At 71.8% G+C, this 19,176-nt stretch carries 10 protein-coding genes; all 10 read right to left on the minus strand.

What is annotated here, in order from left to right; genetic code table 11:
- Nucleotides 1-2: 2 nt before the first annotated feature.
- Nucleotides 3-1,601 carry an urea ABC transporter permease subunit UrtB gene (urtB, locus tag D3A59_RS04510; RefSeq protein ID WP_419187234.1) on the minus strand — a complete coding sequence of 533 codons (1,599 nt, stop codon included), beginning with the start codon at nucleotides 1,599-1,601 and terminating at the stop codon, nucleotides 3-5.
- Between the two features lie 149 nt (nucleotides 1,602-1,750).
- Entirely contained in the window at nucleotides 1,751-3,031 is a 1,281-nt protein-coding gene (urtA, locus tag D3A59_RS04515) for an urea ABC transporter substrate-binding protein (RefSeq protein ID WP_119153705.1), read from the minus strand.
- A 160-nt stretch (nucleotides 3,032-3,191) separates the two neighbouring features.
- Nucleotides 3,192-4,148: a response regulator gene (locus D3A59_RS04520; protein WP_119153706.1), complete on the minus strand. Its 957-nt coding sequence runs from the start codon at nucleotides 4,146-4,148 to the stop codon at nucleotides 3,192-3,194.
- Nucleotides 4,126-7,647 carry a hybrid sensor histidine kinase/response regulator gene (locus tag D3A59_RS04525; protein ID WP_119153707.1) on the minus strand — a complete coding sequence of 1,174 codons (3,522 nt, stop codon included), beginning with the start codon at nucleotides 7,645-7,647 and terminating at the stop codon, nucleotides 4,126-4,128. Before D3A59_RS04525 ends, D3A59_RS04520 begins: the two co-directional genes overlap by 23 nt.
- A gap of 112 nt (nucleotides 7,648-7,759) precedes the next feature.
- Nucleotides 7,760-10,246, minus strand: coding sequence for a glycogen/starch/alpha-glucan phosphorylase (locus tag D3A59_RS04530; protein ID WP_119153933.1), 2,487 nt, complete (start codon nucleotides 10,244-10,246; stop codon nucleotides 7,760-7,762).
- A 26-nt stretch (nucleotides 10,247-10,272) separates the two neighbouring features.
- Complete coding sequence (glgA, locus tag D3A59_RS04535) at nucleotides 10,273-11,727, minus strand: glycogen synthase GlgA (protein ID WP_119153708.1); 1,455 nt, start codon at nucleotides 11,725-11,727, stop codon at nucleotides 10,273-10,275.
- Nucleotides 11,728-11,741: 14 nt separating this feature from the next.
- Entirely contained in the window at nucleotides 11,742-13,013 is a 1,272-nt protein-coding gene (gene glgC / locus D3A59_RS04540; RefSeq protein ID WP_119153709.1) for a glucose-1-phosphate adenylyltransferase, read from the minus strand.
- A gap of 47 nt (nucleotides 13,014-13,060) precedes the next feature.
- On the minus strand, nucleotides 13,061-15,202 hold the full coding sequence (glgX, locus tag D3A59_RS04545; protein WP_119153710.1) for a glycogen debranching protein GlgX: 2,142 nt from the start codon (nucleotides 15,200-15,202) through the stop codon (nucleotides 13,061-13,063).
- 4 nt (nucleotides 15,203-15,206) lie between these two features.
- Complete coding sequence (gene glgB, locus D3A59_RS04550) at nucleotides 15,207-17,381, minus strand: 1,4-alpha-glucan branching protein GlgB (RefSeq protein ID WP_119153711.1); 2,175 nt, start codon at nucleotides 17,379-17,381, stop codon at nucleotides 15,207-15,209.
- 43 nt (nucleotides 17,382-17,424) lie between these two features.
- The gene (locus tag D3A59_RS04555) at nucleotides 17,425-19,137 is read right to left on the minus strand and encodes an alpha-glucosidase (protein WP_119153712.1); all 1,713 of its coding nucleotides are present in this window, start codon (nucleotides 19,135-19,137) and stop codon (nucleotides 17,425-17,427) included.
- Nucleotides 19,138-19,176: the final 39 nt, after the last annotated feature.

The raw sequence follows: 19,176 nt of genomic DNA on the forward strand, positions 1-19,176 counted from the left end.
CGTCATGCTTCGGCGCTCCGGCCCTTCATCGCGAACAGTCCCTGCGGCCGCTTCTGGATGAAGGCGACGATCAGCACCAGCACGGTGATCTTCGCGAGCACCGCACCCGACCAGCCCTCCAGCAGCTTGTTGATCAGCCCGAGGCCCATCGCGGCGTAGACGGTGCCGGCGAGCTGGCCGACGCCGCCGGTGACGACCACCATGAAGGAGTCGACGATGTAGCCCTGGCCGAGGTCGGGGCCGACGTTGCCGACCTGCGACAGCGCGCAGCCCGCGAGGCCCGCGATGCCGGCGCCGAGCGCGAAGGCATAGGTGTCGACCCGCGCGGTGTTGACGCCGACGCAGGAGGCCATGCGGCGGTTCTGCGTCACGCCGCGCACGAACAGGCCCAGCCGCGTGCGCGAGATCAGCAGCGCGACGCCGACGAGCACCAGGGCCGCGAAGGCAAGGATCGCGATGCGGTTGTAGGGCAGCGTCAGGTTGCTCATCACCTGCACGCCGCCGCTGAGCCAGGACGGGTTCTCGACCTGCACGTTCTGCGCGCCGAAGATCGAGCGCACCGCCTGGATCAGGATCAGGCTGATGCCCCAGGTCGCGAGCAGCGTCTCGAGCGGCCGCCCGTACAGCCAGCGGATCACGCTGCGCTCCAGCGCCGCGCCGACGAGCGCCGCGGCGAGGAAGGACGCGGGGATGGCCGCGACGACGTACCAGTCGAACAGGCCCGGCAGGTGCTCGCGGAACAGCACCTGCACGAGGTAGGTGGCGTAGGCGCCGATCATCATCAGCTCGCCGTGCGCCATGTTGATCACGCCCATCAGGCCGTAGGTGATCGCGAGGCCGAGCGCCACGAGCAGCAGGATCGAGCCGAGGCTCGCGCCGCTGAAGAGCAGGCCGAGCCGGTCGCCCCAGGCCAGGCGCGACTCGACCGCGGCGAGCGACTTCTTCAGCTGCGCCCGCACGGCCGCATCGGTCTCGGCGTCCTCCGCGAGGCGCTCGAGCAGCAACGTGCGCGTCGAGGTCTCGCTGCTGGCGGCGAGCGCCCGCGCGGCCTCGAGCCGGCGCGTGGCCTCGGGCGCGGAGAGCAGCAGCGCCTCGCGCATCTGCTCCAGCTGCGCCCGCAGGCGGGAGTCGGTCTCGGTACGCAGGGCCTTCTCGATCGCCGGCAGCAGGCCCGCGTCGAGGTTCTCGCGCAGGTTCGCGACCGCCTGCGCGCGCTCGGCCCGGTCGGCGGAGAAGAGCTTGAGCGCGGCGAGCGCCGCCTCGATCTCGCGGCGCATGCGGTTGCTGTTGACGACCTCCTCGGCATCGGTCGGCAGCGCGGTCTCGGCGCCGCTCGCCGCGTCGGTGACGCGCGCGCCGCGCACGATCAGCACGCGCTCGCCCGCGACGCGGACCTCGTCGGCGAGCAGCGACTCGAGGAAGGGTTGCAGGCTCGCGTCGGCGCTGGCGGCGGCGGACTGCAGCGCCGCGATGCGCTCGTCGTTGTCGCCCGCGGCGATGGCCAGCGCCTGCGCGGGCGTGAAGGCGCGCGCGGGCAGCGCGGCCAGCAGCGCCAGCGCGGCGGCGAGCAGCGGAAGGAGGATGCGCAGGTGTCGGTTCACGGGTGGATCCCGGGGCCGGCCCTTCCGGGACGGCCCGCCAGTCGGTGAAGGCTTGCGCCTGCCGCGATGCGGCGCGGCAGGCGCAAGCCCGGGAGGGAAGCGGATTCAGCCGGCCGGCCCGTGGGGGCCGGCGGGCCTCGGCGCGAGGGTCAGAGCGACTTCTCGGGCACGTCCTTCTTCTTGTCGTTGCCGGGGATGTAGGGGCTCCAGGGGTTGGCGCGCACCGGGCCCTTGGTCTTCCAGACCACGTTGAACTGGCCGTCGGCCTTCACTTCGCCGATGAACACCGGCTTGTGCAGGTGGTGGTTCTTCTCGTCCATCTTGGCGAGGAAGCCGCTCGGCGCCTGGAAGGTCTGGCCGGCCATCGCCGCGATCACCTTGTCGGTCTCGGTGCTCTTGGCCTTCTCGACCGCCTGCTTCCACATGTGGATGCCGATGTAGGTGGCCTCCATCGGGTCGTTGGTCAGCGGCTTGTCCTTGTGGCCGGCGATGTTCTTCGCCTTCGCGTACGCGGCCCACTTCTTGATGAACTCGTCGTTGGCCGGGTTCTTGACCGACATGAAGTAGTTCCACGCAGCGAGGTGGCCGACGAGCGGCTTGGTGTCGACGCCGCGCAGCTCCTCCTCGCCGACCGAGAAGGCCACCACCGGCACGTCGGTGGCCTTCAGGCCCTGGTTGCCCAGCTCCTTGTAGAAGGGCACGTTCGAGTCGCCGTTGATGGTCGAGATCACCGCGGTCTTCTTCCCCGCAGCGGCAAACTTCTTGATGTTGCCGATGATGGTCTGGTAGTCGCTGTGGCCGAAGGGGGTGTAGGCCTCCATGATGTCGGCATCGGCGACGCCCTTGGACTTCAGGAACGCCCGCAGGATCTTGTTCGTCGTGCGCGGATAGACGTAGTCGGTGCCGAGCAGCACGAAGCGCTTGGCGCTGCCGCCGTCCTTGCTCATCAGGTATTCCACCGCGGGGATGGCCTGCTGGTTGGGCGCGGCGCCGGTGTAGAACACGTTCTTGCTGAGCTCCTCGCCCTCGTACTGCACCGGGTAGAACAGCAGGCCGTTGAGCTCCTCGAACACCGGCAGCACCGACTTGCGGCTGACCGAGGTCCAGCAGCCGAAGGTCACCGCCACCTTGTCCTGGCTGATGAGCTGCTTGGCCTTCTCGGCGAACAGCGGCCAGTTCGAGGCCGGGTCGACCACCACGGGCTCCAGCTTCTTGCCCATCACGCCGCCCTTGGCGTTGATCTCGTCGATCGCCATCAGCGCCACGTCCTTGAGCACCGTCTCGGAGATCGCCATCGTGCCAGACAGCGAATGCAGGATGCCGACCTTGATGGTGTCGGCGGCCAAGGCCTGCGAGCCGAAGGACAGCGCGGCGACGCCGAGGGCCACGGCGCTGAGGGACTTGCCGAAATGGCGGCGGGAAGAGTTCATGGAAGGGCGCTCCTGGGTGTGTCGGGTGAGGAAACCTCGGCCTTCGGCAGACCTCCTGTTGCAGGTCTTGCCGGGCACACACGCAGGTTACGGAGCCCCTCTGTTCCGACCAATACGCCGGATGGCGTAGGTCGGCGCCGCCGCGGGCGGCAGGGGGACTTCAGCCCGCCACGTCCGGGCGCAGCTGCCGCACCCGCTCCATCGCCCGGCCGGCCGCCGCGGTGCGCGTCTCGACGCCGAGCTTGGCGAACACGTGCTCCAGGTGCTTCTTCACGGTGGCCGGGCTCATGCCGAGGATGTCGCCGATGTCGCGGTTGATCTTGCCCTTGGCGACCCAGTAGAGCACCTCGGCCTCGCGCGCGGTGAGCCGGAAGGCGGCGCCGAGCGCCTCGATCAGCGCCGCGTCCGAGCTCTCGCGCATCACGATCAGCCACTCGTCGTCGCCGCTTTGCTCGTGCAGCCGGAAGATCAGGCGCCGGGCCCCCTGCACGATGGTGAGCGGCGGCGGCTCGGTGGCCGTCGCCGCGGCCTGCGCCGCATGCGTCTGCAGCCAGTCAAGCACCGCGGCCGGCGTCAGCGGCGCCTCGGTGCCGAAATAGTCGTGCAGCAGCCGCCGCGCCAGCGGCGTGTGCCACACCAGCCGGCCGTCGCTCGCGCGGATCGTGATCGTCGCGTGGCCGAAGGCGTCGAGCGCATTGCGCGCCTGCCGCGCCTGCCGCGCACCTTGCATGTGCGCAGCGATGCGGGCAAGCACCTCGGTGGTGCGCACCGGTTTGGTGACATAGTCGACGCCGCCGGCGGCGAAGGCCGCGACGACATGCTCGGTCTCGGTCAGCCCGGTCATGAAGACGATCGGGATGTGCGCGGTGAGGGGATCGCCCTTGAGGCGGCGCGCGACCTCGAAGCCGTCGAGGCCCGGCATCACCGCGTCGAGCAGCACGATGTCGGGCCGCGCCTGCGCGGCGCGCTGCAGCGCGCTCGTGCCGTCGGTGGCGACGAGCACGGTGTAGCCCGACTCGTCGAGCGCGTCGTGCAGCACCGCGAGGTTGTCGGGCACGTCGTCGACGATCAGCACCACGGGGGCGCTGCCGCGTTCAGGGAGTCGGTTCGTCGGCATGGCGGGCGCGGCGCAGCAGGAGCGCGATGGTGTCGAACTGGAACTGGCGCGCGAGGCCGCGCAGCTGCGCCGCGAACGCGGCGCTCTCGGGCTCGGCGGCCTCGATGTCGTCGAGTTTCTTCATGATGCCGCGAAGGTAGCCGAGTTCGACCAGTTCGGCGAGCGCGCGCAGATGGGGCTCGGACGGCGCCCGCAGTTGCGGCGCGGCCGGCGCGGCGGCTGCGGCCGGTGCCGCCGCGGGCGCCTCGATCCACTGCAGCGCGAGGCGCCGGCCGAGCCAGTCGAGCAGCTCGGCCACGCGCACCGGCTTGACGAAGAAGTCCTCCGGCGCGATGCCGGCGTCGTTGTCCAGGCCCTTGTCGAAGGCGTTGGCCGACACGATCGCCGCCGGCGCCTCGCTCGCGCGTTCGCGGCGGATCGTGCGCAGCGTCTCCCAGCCGTCGATGCCCGGCATCGCGAGGTCCATCAGGATCGCGTGCGGCTCGAGCCCGTCGCGCAGCAGCGCCAGCGCCTCGTGCCCCGAGGCCGCCTGCGCGATCTCGAAGCCGAGCGGCTGCAGCACGCTCACGAGCAGGCCGCGGTCGGCCTCCTCGTTGTCCACCACCAGGATGCGCCGGCGCGCGCCGGCGTAGCCCGCGCGCGCGCGGCGCGCCGGGCCCGGCGCCGGCATCGCGAGGCGGGTGCCGGGCAGGTAGAGCTTGACCGCGAAGCAGGTGCCGACGCCCGGCGTGCTGCGCACCGTCATCTCCCCGCCCATCAGGTCGGTGAGCATCTTCGCGATCGTGAGCCCGAGCCCGGTGCTGCCGGCCGGCGCGCCGGTCGCGGCCGAGCCGCGCACGAAGGGCTCGAAGATGCGCGCGAGTTCCTCCGGGCCCATGCCGGGGCCGGAGTCCTCGATCTCGAAGCGCGCCATCTCGCCCGAGTAGTGCAGCCGGAACAGCACCTGCCCCTCGCTCGTGAACTTGACCGCGTTGCCGAGCACGTTGATCAGGATCTGGCGCAGCCGCCGCTCGTCGGCGCGCACCGCCTCGGGCGGCGTGCCGGTGAAGGCATGCCGGAAGGCGATCCCCTTGGCCGCCGCCTGCTGCTCGAACAGGCGCACGAGCTCGTGCAGGCAGTCGACGAAGCGCATCGGCCGCACCTCGAGCGCGAGCTTGCCGCTCTCGATGCGCGCGATGTCGAGCGTGCCCTCGATCAGCGACAGCAGGTGGTCGCCGCCGCGGCGGATCACGCGCACCGCCTGGCGGCGGTGGGCCGGCATCGCCTCGTCCTCGTCGAGCAGCTGCGCGTAGCCGAGGATGCTGTTGAGCGGCGTGCGCAGCTCGTGGCTGATCGTGGAGATGTAGCGGCTCTTGGCCTGGTTGGCCGCGTCGGCGGCGCGCTTGGCCTGCTGCAGCTGCTCGTCGGTGCGGCGGTGCGACTCGATCTCGCGCATCAGCAGGTGCGTCTGCCGGTTCGACTCCTCCTGCGCCACCTCGCGGCTGCGCAGCGTCAGCACCAGCCACCATGCGAAGGTGCCCGCCACCAGCAGCAGCGCGGCGTAGGCCTTCACGAAGCCCGTCTTCAGCGGCCCGGCCAGCGCCTCGCCGGCCTCGCCGAGCGCGCGCAGCTCCTGGTCGTAGAGCAGCGCGAACAGCAGCGCGAGCAGCGGCGCGATCGCCGCCATCAGCAGCAGGTAGTGGCCGAGCCCGGTGTCGAGGTAGGGCTGCATGCGGCGCGGCAGCAGGCGCGCGAGCAGCGCGCTCCATTGCGCCGACAGCCGCGCCTCGGGCTTGCACAGGTCGTGGCAGCGCGCGTCGAGCGTGCAGCACAGCGAGCAGATGAAACCCTGGTAGGCGGGGCAGTGCGCCATGTCGCCCGCGTCGTAGTCGCGCTCGCAGACGGTGCAGCGGCGCAGGCCGTAGCGGCCCTCGGGCGGCGGCTCCTGCGCCGCGGCGGCGCCGGCAGGCCGCGCCGGCGGCATCGGCTGGCGCGCGAGGTAGTAGCGCCCCCCGGTGGCCCAGGCGATCAGCGGCGACGCGACGAAGGCGGTGACGAGCGCGATCAGCGCCGAGAAGGCCTGTGCCGTCGCGCCGAAGAAGCCCAGGTGCGCGGCCACCGACAGCAGCGAGGCGATGCCCATCGCGCCGACGCCGACCGGGTTGACGTCCCACAGGTGCGCGCGCTTGAACTCGATGCCGCGCGGCGACAGGCCCAGCGGCTTGTTGACGACGAGGTCGGCGACGACGGCCATCATCCACGAGATCGCGATGTTCGAGTACAGCCCGAGCACGCGGCCGAGCGCCTGGAACACGTCGAGCTCCATCAGCACCAGCGCGATGAGGATGTTGAAGAGCATCCACACCACGCGGCCCGGGTGGTGGTGCGTGAGGCGCGAGAAGAAGTTCGACCACGCGAGCGAGCCCGCGTAGGCGTTCGTGACGTTGATCTTCAGCTGCGACACGACCACGAACAGCGCGGTGGCCGCGACCGCCCAGCCGAGGTTCGGGAAGACGTACTCCCACGCGGCGAGGTACATCTGGTTCGGGTCCACCGCGCGCGCCACCGGCACCAGGTGGCTGATCGCGAGGTAGGCGAGCAGCGCGCCGCCGAGCATCTTGACGACGCCGAGCACCACCCAGCCCGGCCCGCCGATCAGCACCGCGGTCCACCAGCGGGCGCGGTTCGCGGCCGTGCGCTCGGGCATGAAGCGCAGGTAGTCGGCCTGCTCGCCCATCTGCGTGATCAGCGCGATGCCGACCGTCATCGCGGCGCCGAACAGGCGCAGGTCGAACACCCCGCCCTGCCCGCCCTCGCCCGGATAGCCGGCCAGCCGCGCGACGAGGCCCGGGTCCTCGCGCAGCACGAAGACGTAGGGCACGACCAGCAGCACGAGCCACAGCGGCTGCGTCCAGACCTGCAGCCGGCTGATGGTCGAGACGCCGTGCGTGACGAGCGGGATCACCACCAGCGCGCACAGCAGGTAGCCGAGCGCGGGCGGCACGTCGAAGGCCAGCTCGAGCGCGTAGGCCATGATGGCCGCCTCGAGCGCGAAGAAGATGAAGGTGAAGCTCGCGTAGATCAGCGAGGTGATGGTCGAGCCGATGTAGCCGAAGCCGGCGCCGCGCGTGAGCAGGTCCATGTCGACGCCGTGGCGCGCCGCGTAGACGCTGATCGGCAGCCCCGCGAGGAAGATCAAGAGGCCGGTGGCGACGATGGCCAGCGCGGCATTGACGAAGCCGTACTGCACCAGCAGCGTCGCGCCGACCGCCTCGAGCACGAGGAAGGACGCGGCGCCGAAGGCGGTGTTGGCCACGCGCAGCTCGGACCAGCGGCGGAAGGAGCGCGGCGTGAAGCGCAGCGCGTAGTCCTCCATCGTCTCGCGCGCGACCCAGGCGTTGTAGTCGCGCCGCACCTTGACGACGCGCTGCACCGCGTCCTCGGGCGCGACGGGCTCGGTGCGCGGCGGCTGCCAGGAAGAGGACGAGGGTGGGGTCGGGAGGGGATCGGAAGAGGACATGCGCAAGGAAAGGCGTTCGGGCGCGGTCGGCCGCGCCCCCGCCCCCGTACGCAAGCCCTGCGCCAGCCCCGGGGCACCGTTCACCCGGCGGGGCCGGGCCGCCGGGCAACGTTCAGGCCGGGTCGAGCGGCGGCATGTTCGGCGGCAGCTGCACCGGCCGCGCGCGCCAGATCTCCTGCGCGTACTGCGCGATCGTGCGGTCCGACGAGAAGGGCCCCATGCCGGCGACGTTGAGCAACGCCTTGCGCGTCCACGCGTCCGCGTCGCGGTAGAGCGCGTCGACGCGCTGCTGCGTCTCGACGTAGCTCTCGTAGTCGGCGAGCAGCAGGTAGTGGTCGCCCCAGTTCACGAGCACGTCGTAGATCTGCTGGAAGCGGCCCGGCTCCTCGGGGCTGAAGAGGCCGTCGCGGATCGCGTCGAGCGCGGCGCGCAGCGCCGGGTTGCCCTCGTAGATCGCGCGCGGCTGGTAGCCCGAGGCGCGGATGTCGGCCACCTGCTCCGTGGTGTTGCCGAAGATGAAGATGTTGTCGGCGCCGACGTTCTGGAGGATCTCGACGTTGGCGCCGTCGAGCGTGCCGATCGTGAGCGCGCCGCCGAGCGAGAGCTTCATGTTGCCGGTGCCCGAAGCCTCGGTGCCGGCGGTGGAGATCTGCTCCGACAGGTCGGCCGCCGGGATGATCAGCTCGGCCAGGCTCACGCTGTAGTTCGGGATGAACACCACCTTCAGCCGGTCGCCGACGCGCGGGTCGTTGTTCACGGTGCGCGCGACGTCGTTGATCAGCTTGATGACGAGCTTGGCCATGTGGTAGGCCGAGGCCGCCTTGCCGGAGAACACCACCACGCGCGGTACCCAGTCGGCCTGCGGCTCGGCGAGGATGCTCTGGTAGCGCGTCACGACGTGCAGCACGTTGAGCAGCTGGCGCTTGTACTCGTGGATGCGCTTGACCTGCACGTCGAAGAGCGCGTCCGGGTTCAGCGTCACGCCGAGGTGCTGCTGCACGTACTGCGCGAGCCGCTCCTTGTTCTCGCGCTTGACGCGGCGGAAGGCGCCGCGGAAGGCCGCGTCGTCGAGCGAGCTGCGCAGCCCGGCGAGCTGGTCGAGGTTGCGCCGCCAGCCGCGGCCGATGCGCTCGTCGAGCAGCGCGGCCAGGCCCGGGTTGGCCTGCGAGAGCCATCTGCGGGGCGTGACGCCGTTGGTCTTGTTGTTGAAGCGCTCCGGGAAGAGCCTGGCGAAGTCGGCGAAGATCGACTGCTTCATCAGCTCCGAGTGCAGCTCCGAGACGCCGTTGACCGAGTGGCTCGCGAGCACCGCGAGGTAGGCCATGCGCACGCGGCGCTCGCCGTGCTCGTCGACGAGCGACAGGCGCTGCATCAGCCCGATGTCGTGGCCGAGCTTGTCGGTGACGACGCGCAGGAAGCGCGCGTTGATGTCGAAGATGATGCGCAGGTGGCGCGGAAGCACGCGCCCGAGCATGTCCACCGGCCAGGTCTCGAGCGCCTCGTGCATCAGCGTGTGGTTGGTGTAGCTGAAGACGCGCTGCACCAGCGCCCAGGCGTGGTCGAAGTCCTGCCCGTGCTCGTCGACCAGCAGCCGCATCAGCTCGGGGATCGCGAGCACCGGGTGCGTGTCGTTGAGGTGGATGCTGACCTTCTCGGGCAGCTGCTCGAAGCCGGTGTGCGTGCGCAGGTAGCGGCGCAGCAGGTCCTGCAGGCTGGCCGAGACGAAGAAGTACTCCTGGCGCAGGCGCAGCTCGCGTCCCGACAGCGTCGAGTCGTCCGGGTAGAGCACGCGCGAGACGTTCTCCGAGTGGTTCTTGCTCTCGACCGCGCCGAAGTAGTTGCCCTGGTTGAAGGCCCTGAGGTCGATCTCCTCGGTGGCCTTGGCCGACCACAGCCGCAGCGTGTTGGTGGCCTCGGTGCCGTAGCCGGGGATGATGGTGTCGTAGGCCATCGCCAGCACGTCGTCGGTGCCGACCCAGCGCAGCTTCTCGCCCTGCTGCTCGACGTGGCCGCCGAAGCGCACGCGGTACTGCACCTCGGGCCGCGGGAACTCCCAGGGGTTGCCGTGCGTGAGCCAGTAGTCCGGCGCCTCGACCTGGCGGCCGTCGATGATCTGCTGGCGGAACATGCCGTATTCGTAGCGGATGCCGTAGCCGAAGCCCGGGATGCCGAGCGTCGCCATCGAGTCGAGGAAGCAGGCCGCCAGGCGCCCCAGGCCGCCGTTGCCGAGCGCCGCGTCGGGCTCCAGGTCGACGAGGCCCGTCATGTCCACGTCGAGCTCGGCGAGCGCCTGCCGCACGGTGGGCATCATCTCGAGCGCGAGCAGCGCGTTGGAGAAGGTGCGCCCGATCAGGAACTCCATCGACAGGTAGTAGACGCGCTTGACGTCCTGCGCGTACTGCGCGCGCGTGGTCTTCATCCAGCGCTCGACGAGGCGGTCGCGCACCGCGTAGGCGGTGGCGTGCAGCCAGTCCTCGGGGCGCGCCGACACCGGGTCCTTGCCGACGGTGTACATCAGCTTGTTCGAGATCGCGCGCTTGAGCGCGGCGACGTCGCGCAGCGCGGGGTCGTACTGGTGTTCGAATTGGCTGAGATCGATCAAGGGTCACTCCCGCAAGGACGGCATCAGAGGATTTGGCGGTAGAGCGCGGCGTACTGCGCCGCGGCGGCGTCCCAGTCGAACGCCTGCCGCATCGCGTTGCGCTGCACCCGCTGCCACCACGCCGGCTCGTGGTACAGCGCGAAGGCGCGGCGCATGGCGGCCATATACGGCTCGAAGGCGAAGTCGCCGAAGACGAAACCGGTGGCGCGGCCCTCCATGACGTCCTCCAGCGTGGAGTCGTTCACGGTGTCGGCCAGGCCGCCGACGCGGCGCACCAGCGGCAGGCTCCCGTACTTCAGCCCGTAGAGCTGCGTCAGCCCGCAGGGCTCGAAGCGCGAGGGCACGAGCATCACGTCGGCACCGGCGTAGATGCGGTGCGACAGCGCCTCGTCGTAGCCGAGGCGCACCGCGACCGAGCGCGGCGTCGCGCCCGCCGCGTGGCGGAACGCCGCCTCCAGCGCCGCGTCGCCGCTGCCGAGCACGAGCAGCTGCCCGCCGCGCGCGAGCAGCCCGGGCAGCCCGTCGAGCACGAGCTGCAGGCCCTTCTGCTCAGTGAGGCGGCTGACCACCGCGAACAGCGGCGCGTCGGCGGCCGGCGCGAGCCCGAACTCGCGCTGCAGCGCCGCCTTGCACGCCGCCTTGCCCGAGAGGTCCTCGACGTCGTAGCGCGCCGGGATCAGCGCGTCGGTGGCCGGGTTCCACACCGTGTCGTCGACGCCGTTGAGGATGCCCGAGAGCTCGTGCCGGCGCGAGCGCAGCAGGCCGTCGAGCCCGCAGCCCTGCTCGGGCGTCTGGATCTCGCGCGCGTAGCTGGGGCTCACCGTCGTGAGCCGGTCGGCGTAGAACAGGCCCGCCTTCAGGAAGCCGAGCTGGCCGTGGAACTCCAGCCCGTCCATGCGGAAGAAGTCGCCGGGCAGCGCCAGCTCGCCGAAGTGGTGCGCCGCGAACATGCCCTGGTAGGCGAGGTTGTGCACCGTGAAGACGCTCGCCGCGACGCGGCGCCCGAGCGACTGCGCCGCCGCGCGCAGGTAGGCGGGCGCCAGCCCCGCGTGCCAGTCGTGCGCATGCACGAGCTCGGCCCGCCAGTAGGGGTCCAGGCCCTGCGCGAGCTGCGCCGCGAGCCAGCCGAGCAGCGCGAAGCGGCGGTGGTTGTCGCCGTAGGGGTTCTGCGCCGCGTCGGCGTAGGGGTTGCCGGGGCGGTCGTAGAGCTGCGGGGCGTCGATCACGTAGACGCCGACGCCGCCGCCCGGCGCCGGCATCGCCTGGTGCAGCAGCGCGGCCGTGCCCCAGGGCGTGTCGAGGCGCGCCACCGTCTGCAGCGCGCCCAGCCCGGCGCGGATCGCCGGGAAGCCGGGCAGCAGCACGCGCGCCTCGCAACCGTGGCGCGCAAGCGCCGCCGGCAGCGCGCCGCTCACGTCGGCGAGGCCGCCGGTCTTGAGCAGCGGCGCCATCTCGGCGCAGACATGCAGCACCCGCATCGGAGCCGCAGCGCTCACAGCTTCTCCAGCATCGGGCGCGTCACCAGCACGATGCCGTTCTCGGTGCGCTCGAAGCGCTGCGCGTCGAGCGCCGGATCCTCGCCGATCACGGTGCCCTCGGGAATCTCGCAGCCGCGGTCGATCACGACGCGGCGCAGCCGGCAGCGCCGCCCGATCGTCACCTGCGGCAGGATCACCGCCTGATCGATCTCGCAGAAGGAGTGCACGCGCACGTTGGAGAACAGCACCGAGTTCGACACGTTGGAGCCCGAGACGATGCAGCCGCCCGAGACCATGGTGTTGAAGGTGGAGCCGTTCTGGCCGTTGCGGTCGTGCGTGAACTTGGCCGGCGGCAGCTGCTCCTGGTAGGTCCAGATCGGCCAGTCGCGGTCGTAGATGTCGAGCTCGGGCGTGGTCGACGCCAGGTCGAGGTTGGCGGCCCAGAAGGCGTCGACCGTACCGACGTCGCGCCAGTAGTCCTTCGCTTCGGTGGCGGACTTCACGCACGACATCGAGAACGGGTGCGCCACCGCCTGCCCCTCGCGCACCGCGCGCGGCACGATGTCCTTGCCGAAGTCGTGCGCCGAGTCCGGGTTCGCGATGTCCTCCTCCAGCAGCCGGTAGAGGTAGTCGGCCTGGAAGATGTAGATGCCCATGCTGGCGAGCGCGGTGTCGGGGCGGCCCGGCATCGACGGCGGGTTGGCCGGCTTCTCGACGAAGTCGGTGACGTTGCGGTCGGCGTCGATCGCCATCACGCCGAAGGCGGTGGCCTCCTCGCGCGGCACCTCGATGCAGCCGACCGTGCAGCCCTTGCCGAGCCGCACGTGGTCCAGCAGCATGATGCTGTAGTCCATCTTGTAGATGTGGTCGCCGGCGAGCACGACGATGTACTCCGGCGGCGTGGTCGAGTTGCGGATGATGTCGAGGTTCTGGTAGACGGCGTCGGCGGTGCCGCGGTACCAGTGCTCCTCGTCGATGCGCTGCTGCGCCGGCAGCAGGTCGACGAACTCGTTCATCTCGTTGCGCAGGAAGCTCCAGCCGCGCTGCAGGTGGCGCAGCAGCGAGTGCGACTTGTACTGCGTCACGACGCCGATGCGGCGCAGCCCGGAGTTCAGGCAGTTGGACAGCGCGAAGTCGATGATGCGGAACTTGCCGCCGAAGTAGACCGCGGGCTTGGCGCGCCGGTCGGTGAGCTGCTTCAGCCGCGAGCCCCGCCCGCCGGCGAGGACGAGGGCGAGCGTGCGGCGCGTGATCTGGCGGGTCTGGCTGCTGGAGTGGGCTTGCATGAGGGGAGTCTCCTCTGTGGGTTCTGTACGGCTGGAGGATTCGTCGTTCAGGGGCGGCCGGCCGGGCCGCTCCCGGGCGCGCCCGGCGGCTGCGACAGCGCGAGCAGCAGGGTGTGCGGCGGCAGCAGGAGCTCGCCCCCGCGCCAGGCGCCCGGCGCCGGCTCGCCGCGCGCGTCGCCGCTGTCGAAGGCGGGCTGCCAAGCGGCGCCGGACGGCGGCGCGGGGGGCCGCAGGCGCACCTCGTGCGCGGACGGGTTGACGAGCAGCAGCGCCAGCGCGCCGTTTGCGGGCGCCTGCGGCGCGAGCCGGATCATCAGCGCGCCCTCGTCGTGGCGCTCCCAGTCGCCGTCGCGCAGCGGCTCGCCCCGGGGCGAGAGCCACTCGACGTCGGCGACGCCCCCCGGCTCCGGCGTGCCGGCGAGCCAGCGCGCCGGGCGCAGCGCGGCATGGTCGCGGCGCAGCGCGATCAGGCGCGCGACGCAGGCGCACAGGTCTGCGTCGGCGCGCGCCCAGTCGAGCCAGGTGGTCTCGTTGTCCTGGCAGTAGGCGTTGTTGTTGCCCCGCTGGCTGTGGCCGATCTCGTCGCCGGCGAGCAGCATCGGCGTGCCCTGCGACAGCAGCAGCGTCGCGAGCAGCGCGCGCTGCAGCCGCGCGCGCAGCGCCAGCACCGCCGGGTCGTCGCTCGGCCCCTCGACGCCGCAGTTCCAGCTGTGGTTGTGCGCGTGGCCGTCGCGGTTGTGCTCGCCGTTGGGCTCGTTGTGGCGGCGCTCGTAGCTGACGAGGTCGCGCAGCGTGAAGCCGTCGTGCGCGGTGACGAAGTTGACGCTCGCGCCGGGCGCGCGCGCGCGGCGGTGGAAGCTTGCGCTCGAGCCCGCGAAGCGCTGCGCGAAGGCGCCGCGCGTCGCGTCGCGGTCGATGCCGTGGTGCAGCCACTGGCTGCGCATCGTGTCGCGGTAGCGGTCGTTCCACTCCAGCCAGCCGGCCGGGAAGCTGCCGAGCTGGTAGCCGCCGGGGCCGCAGTCCCAGGGCTCGGCGATCCACTTCACGCGCGCGAGCACCGGGTCGGACTGCAGCGCGGCGAAGAAGCCGGCGGCGCGCGAGAAGTGCCCGTCCTCGCCGCGCCCGAGGATGGGCGCGAGGTCGAAGCGGAAGCCGTCGACGTGCATCTCCTCGACCCAGTGGCGCAGCGAGTCGATCACCAGCTGCACGACGCGCGGCTCGCCGAGGTTGAGCACGTTGCCGCAGCCGCTCCAGTTCACGTAGAGCGCCGGGTCGGCCGGGTCGAGCCGGTAGTACTGCGCGTTGCCGATGCCGCGGAAGGACAGCGTCGGCCCCAGCTCGTCGGTCTCGGCGGTGTGGTTGTAGACCACGTCGAGCACCACCTCCAGCCCGCGCGCGTGCAGCGCGCGCACCATCTCGCGGAACTCCGAGCGCGGCGTCGTGCCGGGCCGTCCGCTCCAGTAGCGCGTCTCGGGTGCGAAGAAGGCGATGCTCGAGTAGCCCCAGTAGTTCGACAGGCCGAGCTGCTGCAGCCGCGCCTCGTCGGCGCGGTGGTGCACCGGCAGCAGGCTCAGCGTCGTCACGCCCAGGCCCTGCAGGTGGTCGAGCAGCGCCGGGTGCGCGAGGCCGGCGTACGTGCCGCGCAGCGCCTCGGGCACGCCGGGATGCAGTGCGCTCGCGCCCTTCACGTGCAGCTCGTAGATCACCATCCGCTCGCGCGGCACGCCGGGCGCGCGGTCGCCGCCCCAGTCGAAGGGCTCGTCGACCACGCGCGCCTTCAGCGCCACCGCGGCGTTGTCGCGCGCGTCGGGACGGCGCCGGTCCTGCGGGTCGTGGCCGAGGTAGAGCGACAGGTCGCCGCCGTAGCGGCCGACCACCTCCCGCGCATACGGGTCGAGCAGGACCTTGGCCGGGTTGAAGCGCAGGCCGCGCTGCGGCGCCCAGGGGCCGTGGACCCGGTAGCCGTAGACCAGCCCCGGCGCGCCGCCGTCGAGCCGGCCGTGCCAGACGCCCTCGCTGCAGCCCGGCAGCGGCAGCCGCGCGCGCTCCTCGCGCCCCGCGTCGTCGAACAGGCACAACTCGACCGCGGTGGCCTCGGGCGCCCACAGCGCGAAGTTGATGCCACCGGGCTCGGGCGTGGCGCCGAGCGGGTGCGCGCGGCCGGGCTGCAGCGGGGGGAAGGCGTCCATCACGTCAGTCCATCGGCGCGAGCATCAGCGTCGCCAGCGGCGGCAGCGTCAGCACGATCGACTGCCCACGACCGTGCGCCGGCTCGGGGCGGGCCTCGAGCACGCCGTTGCCGACGCCGCTGCCGCCGTAGACCGCGGCGTCGGTATTGATGACCTCGCGCCAGCGACCGCCGCCCGGCACGCCGAGGCGCCAGCCCTCGCGCGGCACCGGGGTGAAGTTGCTGACGACGATGACGCTGCGGCCCTCGCGGTCCCACCGCGCGAAGGCGAGCACCGAGTGCTCTGCGTCCTCGTGCGACAGCCACTCGAAGCCCTGCGGCTCGCAGTCGAGGGCGTGCAGCGCCGGGAAGTGGCGGTAGACGTTGTTGAGGTCGCGCACCAACCGGCGCACGCCCTCGTGCCTCGGCTGCCCGGCGAGCTCCCACTGCAGCGCCGCGTCGGACTTCCACTCGTCCCACTGCGCGAACTCGCAGCCCATGAACAGCAGCTTCTTGCCCGGGTGGCCCCACATCCAGCCGTAGTAGGCGCGCAGGTTGGCGAAGCGCTGCCAGTCGTCGCCCGGCATCTTGCGGATGAGGGAGCCCTTGCCGTGCACCACCTCGTCGTGCGAGAGCGGCAGCACGAAGTTCTCGCTGAAGGCGTACATCAGCGAGAAGCGCATGCGGTCGTGGTGGTACTTGCGGTGCACCGGGTCCTGCGCCATGTAGGCCAGCGTGTCGTGCATCCAGCCCATGTTCCACTTGTAGTGGAAGCCGAGGCCTCCGCCGCGCAGGTCGTCCGTGGGCGGGCGGCTCACGCCGGGGAAGGCGGTCGACTCCTCGGCGATCGTCACCGCCTCCGGCCGCGTGACGCCGACCACGTGGTTCATGCGCCGCAGGAAGTCGATCGCCTCGAGGTTCTCGCGCCCGCCGAACTGGTTCGGCACCCACTCGCCCTCGCGGCGGCTGTAGTCGCGGTAGAGCATCGACGCGACCGCGTCCACGCGCAGCCCGTCGACGCCGAAGCGCTCGATCCAGTACAGCGCATTGCCGACCAGGAAGTTGCGGACCTCGCTGCGGCCGAAGTTGTAGATCAGCGTGTTCCAGTCCTGGTGGAAGCCCTCGCGCGGGTCGGCGTGCTCGAAGAGCGGCGTGCCGTCGAAGCGCGCCAGCGCGTGCGCGTCCTCCGGGAAGTGGCCCGGCACCCAGTCGAGGATCACGCCGAGGCCGGCCGCATGCGCCGCCTCGACGAAGGCGCGGAAGTCCTCGGGCGTGCCGAAGCGCGCGGTGGGCGCGTACAGGCCCGTGGGCTGGTAGCCCCAGGACGCGTCGAAGGGGTGCTCGTGCACCGGCAGCAGCTCCAGGTGCGTGAAGCCGAGGTCGCGCGCGTAGGGCACGAGCTGCTCGGCGAGCTCGCGGTACGTCAGCCAGCCGCCGTCGCCGTGGCGCCGCCAGGAGCCGAGGTGCACCTCGTAGATGCTCACCGGCGCGTCGAGCGCGTTGGCGCGCCGGCGCTCCTCGCTGCCGGCGCGCCCGGCGGGCAGACGCTGCACCACCGACGCGGTCCTGGGCCGCAGCTCGGCGCGGAAGGCGAAGGGATCGGCCTTGAGCAGCACCCGGCCGTCGGCGGCGAGGATCTCGTACTTGTAGAGGTCGCCCGGGCCGACCTGCGGCAGGAATATCTCCCACACGCCGCACTCGAGGCGCAGGCGCATCATGTGGCGGCGGCCGTCCCACTGGTTGAAGCCGCCGACCACCGAGACGCGGCGCGCGTTCGGCGCCCAGACCGCGAAGCGCGTGCCGGCGACGCCGTCGACCACCACCGGATGCGCGCCGAGCTGCTCATAGGGCCGGTGGTGCGTGCCTTCGGCCAGCAGCCAGGCGTCCATCTCGTTGAGCAGCGGGGGGAAGCGGTAGGGGTCCTCGATGTCGCTGCTGTGATCGCCCCAGTTCACGCGCAGCCGGTAGCCGAGGCGGTTGCGCCGCCGCGGCATCGCGCCCTCGAACACCGCGCTGTCGCCGAGGCGCTCGAGCGGCGCCAGGCGCCGGCCGGTGCGGTCGTCGACCACCTCGACGGCGTGCGCGCCCGGCAGCAGCGCGCGCACCACCAGCGCGCCCTCCTTGCCGTGCGGCCCCAGCACCCCGAAGGGGTCGCCGTGGGTGGCCGCCATCAGCGCCCCGATCTCTTCATCGCTCAGCATGTTTTCCAGTCGTCCGTGGCGGCGCGCGCGCCGCCGAGAAAGGTCAGGCACCTGCGGCGGGTGCGGACGCCCCGGTGTCGGGTCCGGCCGCCTCGTCGAACTCGCCGAAGAAGGCGCCGAAGGGCGGCAGGCTCATCGTGTCGCCAGCAAGGCGCGCGCCGGCCAGCGGCGCGTCGGGCAGCAGCGCGACGCTGCCGGCCCGCCAGCGCGCCGGCAGCGGCAGCCGCTGCGCGGCCGGGCCGAGGTTGAAGGCGAGCGCCAGCGTGCGCCCGTCCCCGGCGTGCGGCCGGCGCTCGAACAGCAGCAGCGGCTCGGGGGCGTCGACGAAGCGCAGGCCTCCGGTGCGCAGCGCCGGGCGGCCGCGCCGCCACGCGAGGAAGGCGCGTGCGAAGTGCAGCATCGACTGCGCATCGGCCTCCTGCGCGTCGACCGCCAGCGGCAGCTGCTCGGGCGACAGCGGCAGCCAGGGCTCGGCGCCCGGCAGGGTGAAGCCGCCCTGCGGGTCGGCGGCCGTCCAGGGCATCGGCGTGCGGCAGCCGTCGCGGCCCTTGAACTCAGGCCAGAAGGCCATGCCGTAGGGGTCCTGCAGCCGCTCGTAGGGCACGTCGGCCTCGGGCAGGCCGAGCTCCTCGCCCTGGTAGACGCAGACGCTGCCGCGCAGGCTCAGGAGCATCGCCCACAGCAGCCGCGTCTGCCGCAGGTCCGGCGCCGGTGCGCCCGCGGGCGCCCAGCGCGTGGCGACGCGCGGCACGTCGTGGTTCGACAGCGCCCAGCAGCCCCAGCCGCCGGTGCGCTCGAGCTCGGCTTCCAGCCCCCCGACCTGCTCGCGGATGTGCGCGGCCGAGCCGTCGCGCGTCAGCAGGCTGAAGCTGTAGGCCATGTGCAGGCGCTTGCCGCGCTCGGTGTAGGCGGCCATGATCGGCGGCGCGTGCTCGTCGCCGACCTCGCCGATGCTCGCCGCGCCGTACTCGTCGAGCACCGCGCGCAGCCGCTCCAGGAAGGCGAGGTTCTCGGGCCGGCTCTTGTCGTAGAGGTGGCGCTGCATCGCGTAGGGGTTGTCGGCCTGCACGGTGCTGACCTTGCCGCCCGCCTCGGCCGGCGGGTTGCTGCGCAGCTGCGCGTCGTGGAACTGGTGGTTGCTCGCGTCGAAGCGGAAGCCGTCGACGCCGCGCTCGCACCAGAAGCGCACCTCGTCGAGCAGCTGCCGCTGCACTTCCGGCTTATGAAAATTCAGGTCCGGCTGCGAGACGAGGAAGCTGTGCAGGTAGTACTGGCGCCGCCGCGAGTCCCACTGCCAGGCGCTGCCGCCGAACACCGACAGCCAGTTGTTCGGCGGCGTGCCGTCGGGCTGCGGATCGGCCCAGACGTACCAGTCGGCCTTTTCATTCGTGCGGCTGGCGCGGCTCTGCCGGAACCAGTCGTGCTGGTCGGAGGTGTGCGAGAGCACCTGGTCGATCATCACCTTGAGCCCGAGCGCATGCGCCTTCGCGATCACGCGGTCGAAGTCGGCGAGCGTGCCGAAGATCGGGTCCACGTCGCGGTAGTCGGCGACGTCGTAGCCGAAGTCCTTCATCGGCGAGCGGAAGAAGGGCGAGACCCAGATCGCGTCGGCGCCGAGCCGCGCCACATGCTCGAGCCGGGCCTCGATGCCCGGCAGGTCGCCGATGCCGTCGCCGTTACTGTCCATGAAGCTGCGCGGGTAGATCTGGTAGATCACCGCGCCGCGCCACCATTCGCTGCTGCTGTCGTTCTTCATCGTGGGCAGGATGCGCCTCCCGCTGCGCCTTGGGTCATG

It is taken from the genome of Caldimonas tepidiphila (assembly GCF_003569765.1).
Taxonomy (GTDB): Bacteria; Pseudomonadota; Gammaproteobacteria; order Burkholderiales; family Burkholderiaceae_C; genus Caldimonas; species Caldimonas tepidiphila.

Bases quoted from the DNA above. Each gene is read 5' to 3' on its own strand.
- glgB (WP_119153711.1), bottom strand. From the start codon at position 17,381: ATGCTGAGCGATGAAGAGATCGGGGCGCTGATGGCGGCCACCCACGGC.
- D3A59_RS04520 (WP_119153706.1), bottom strand. From the start codon at position 4,148: ATGCCGACGAACCGACTCCCTGAACGCGGCAGCGCCCCCGTGGTGCTG.
- glgX (WP_119153710.1), bottom strand. From the start codon at position 15,202: ATGGACGCCTTCCCCCCGCTGCAGCCCGGCCGCGCGCACCCGCTCGGC.
- urtA (WP_119153705.1), bottom strand. From the start codon at position 3,031: ATGAACTCTTCCCGCCGCCATTTCGGCAAGTCCCTCAGCGCCGTGGCC.
- D3A59_RS04525 (WP_119153707.1), bottom strand. From the start codon at position 7,647: ATGTCCTCTTCCGATCCCCTCCCGACCCCACCCTCGTCCTCTTCCTGG.
- glgC (WP_119153709.1), bottom strand. From the start codon at position 13,013: ATGCAAGCCCACTCCAGCAGCCAGACCCGCCAGATCACGCGCCGCACG.
- D3A59_RS04555 (WP_119153712.1), bottom strand. From the start codon at position 19,137: ATGAAGAACGACAGCAGCAGCGAATGGTGGCGCGGCGCGGTGATCTAC.
- glgA (WP_119153708.1), bottom strand. From the start codon at position 11,727: ATGCGGGTGCTGCATGTCTGCGCCGAGATGGCGCCGCTGCTCAAGACC.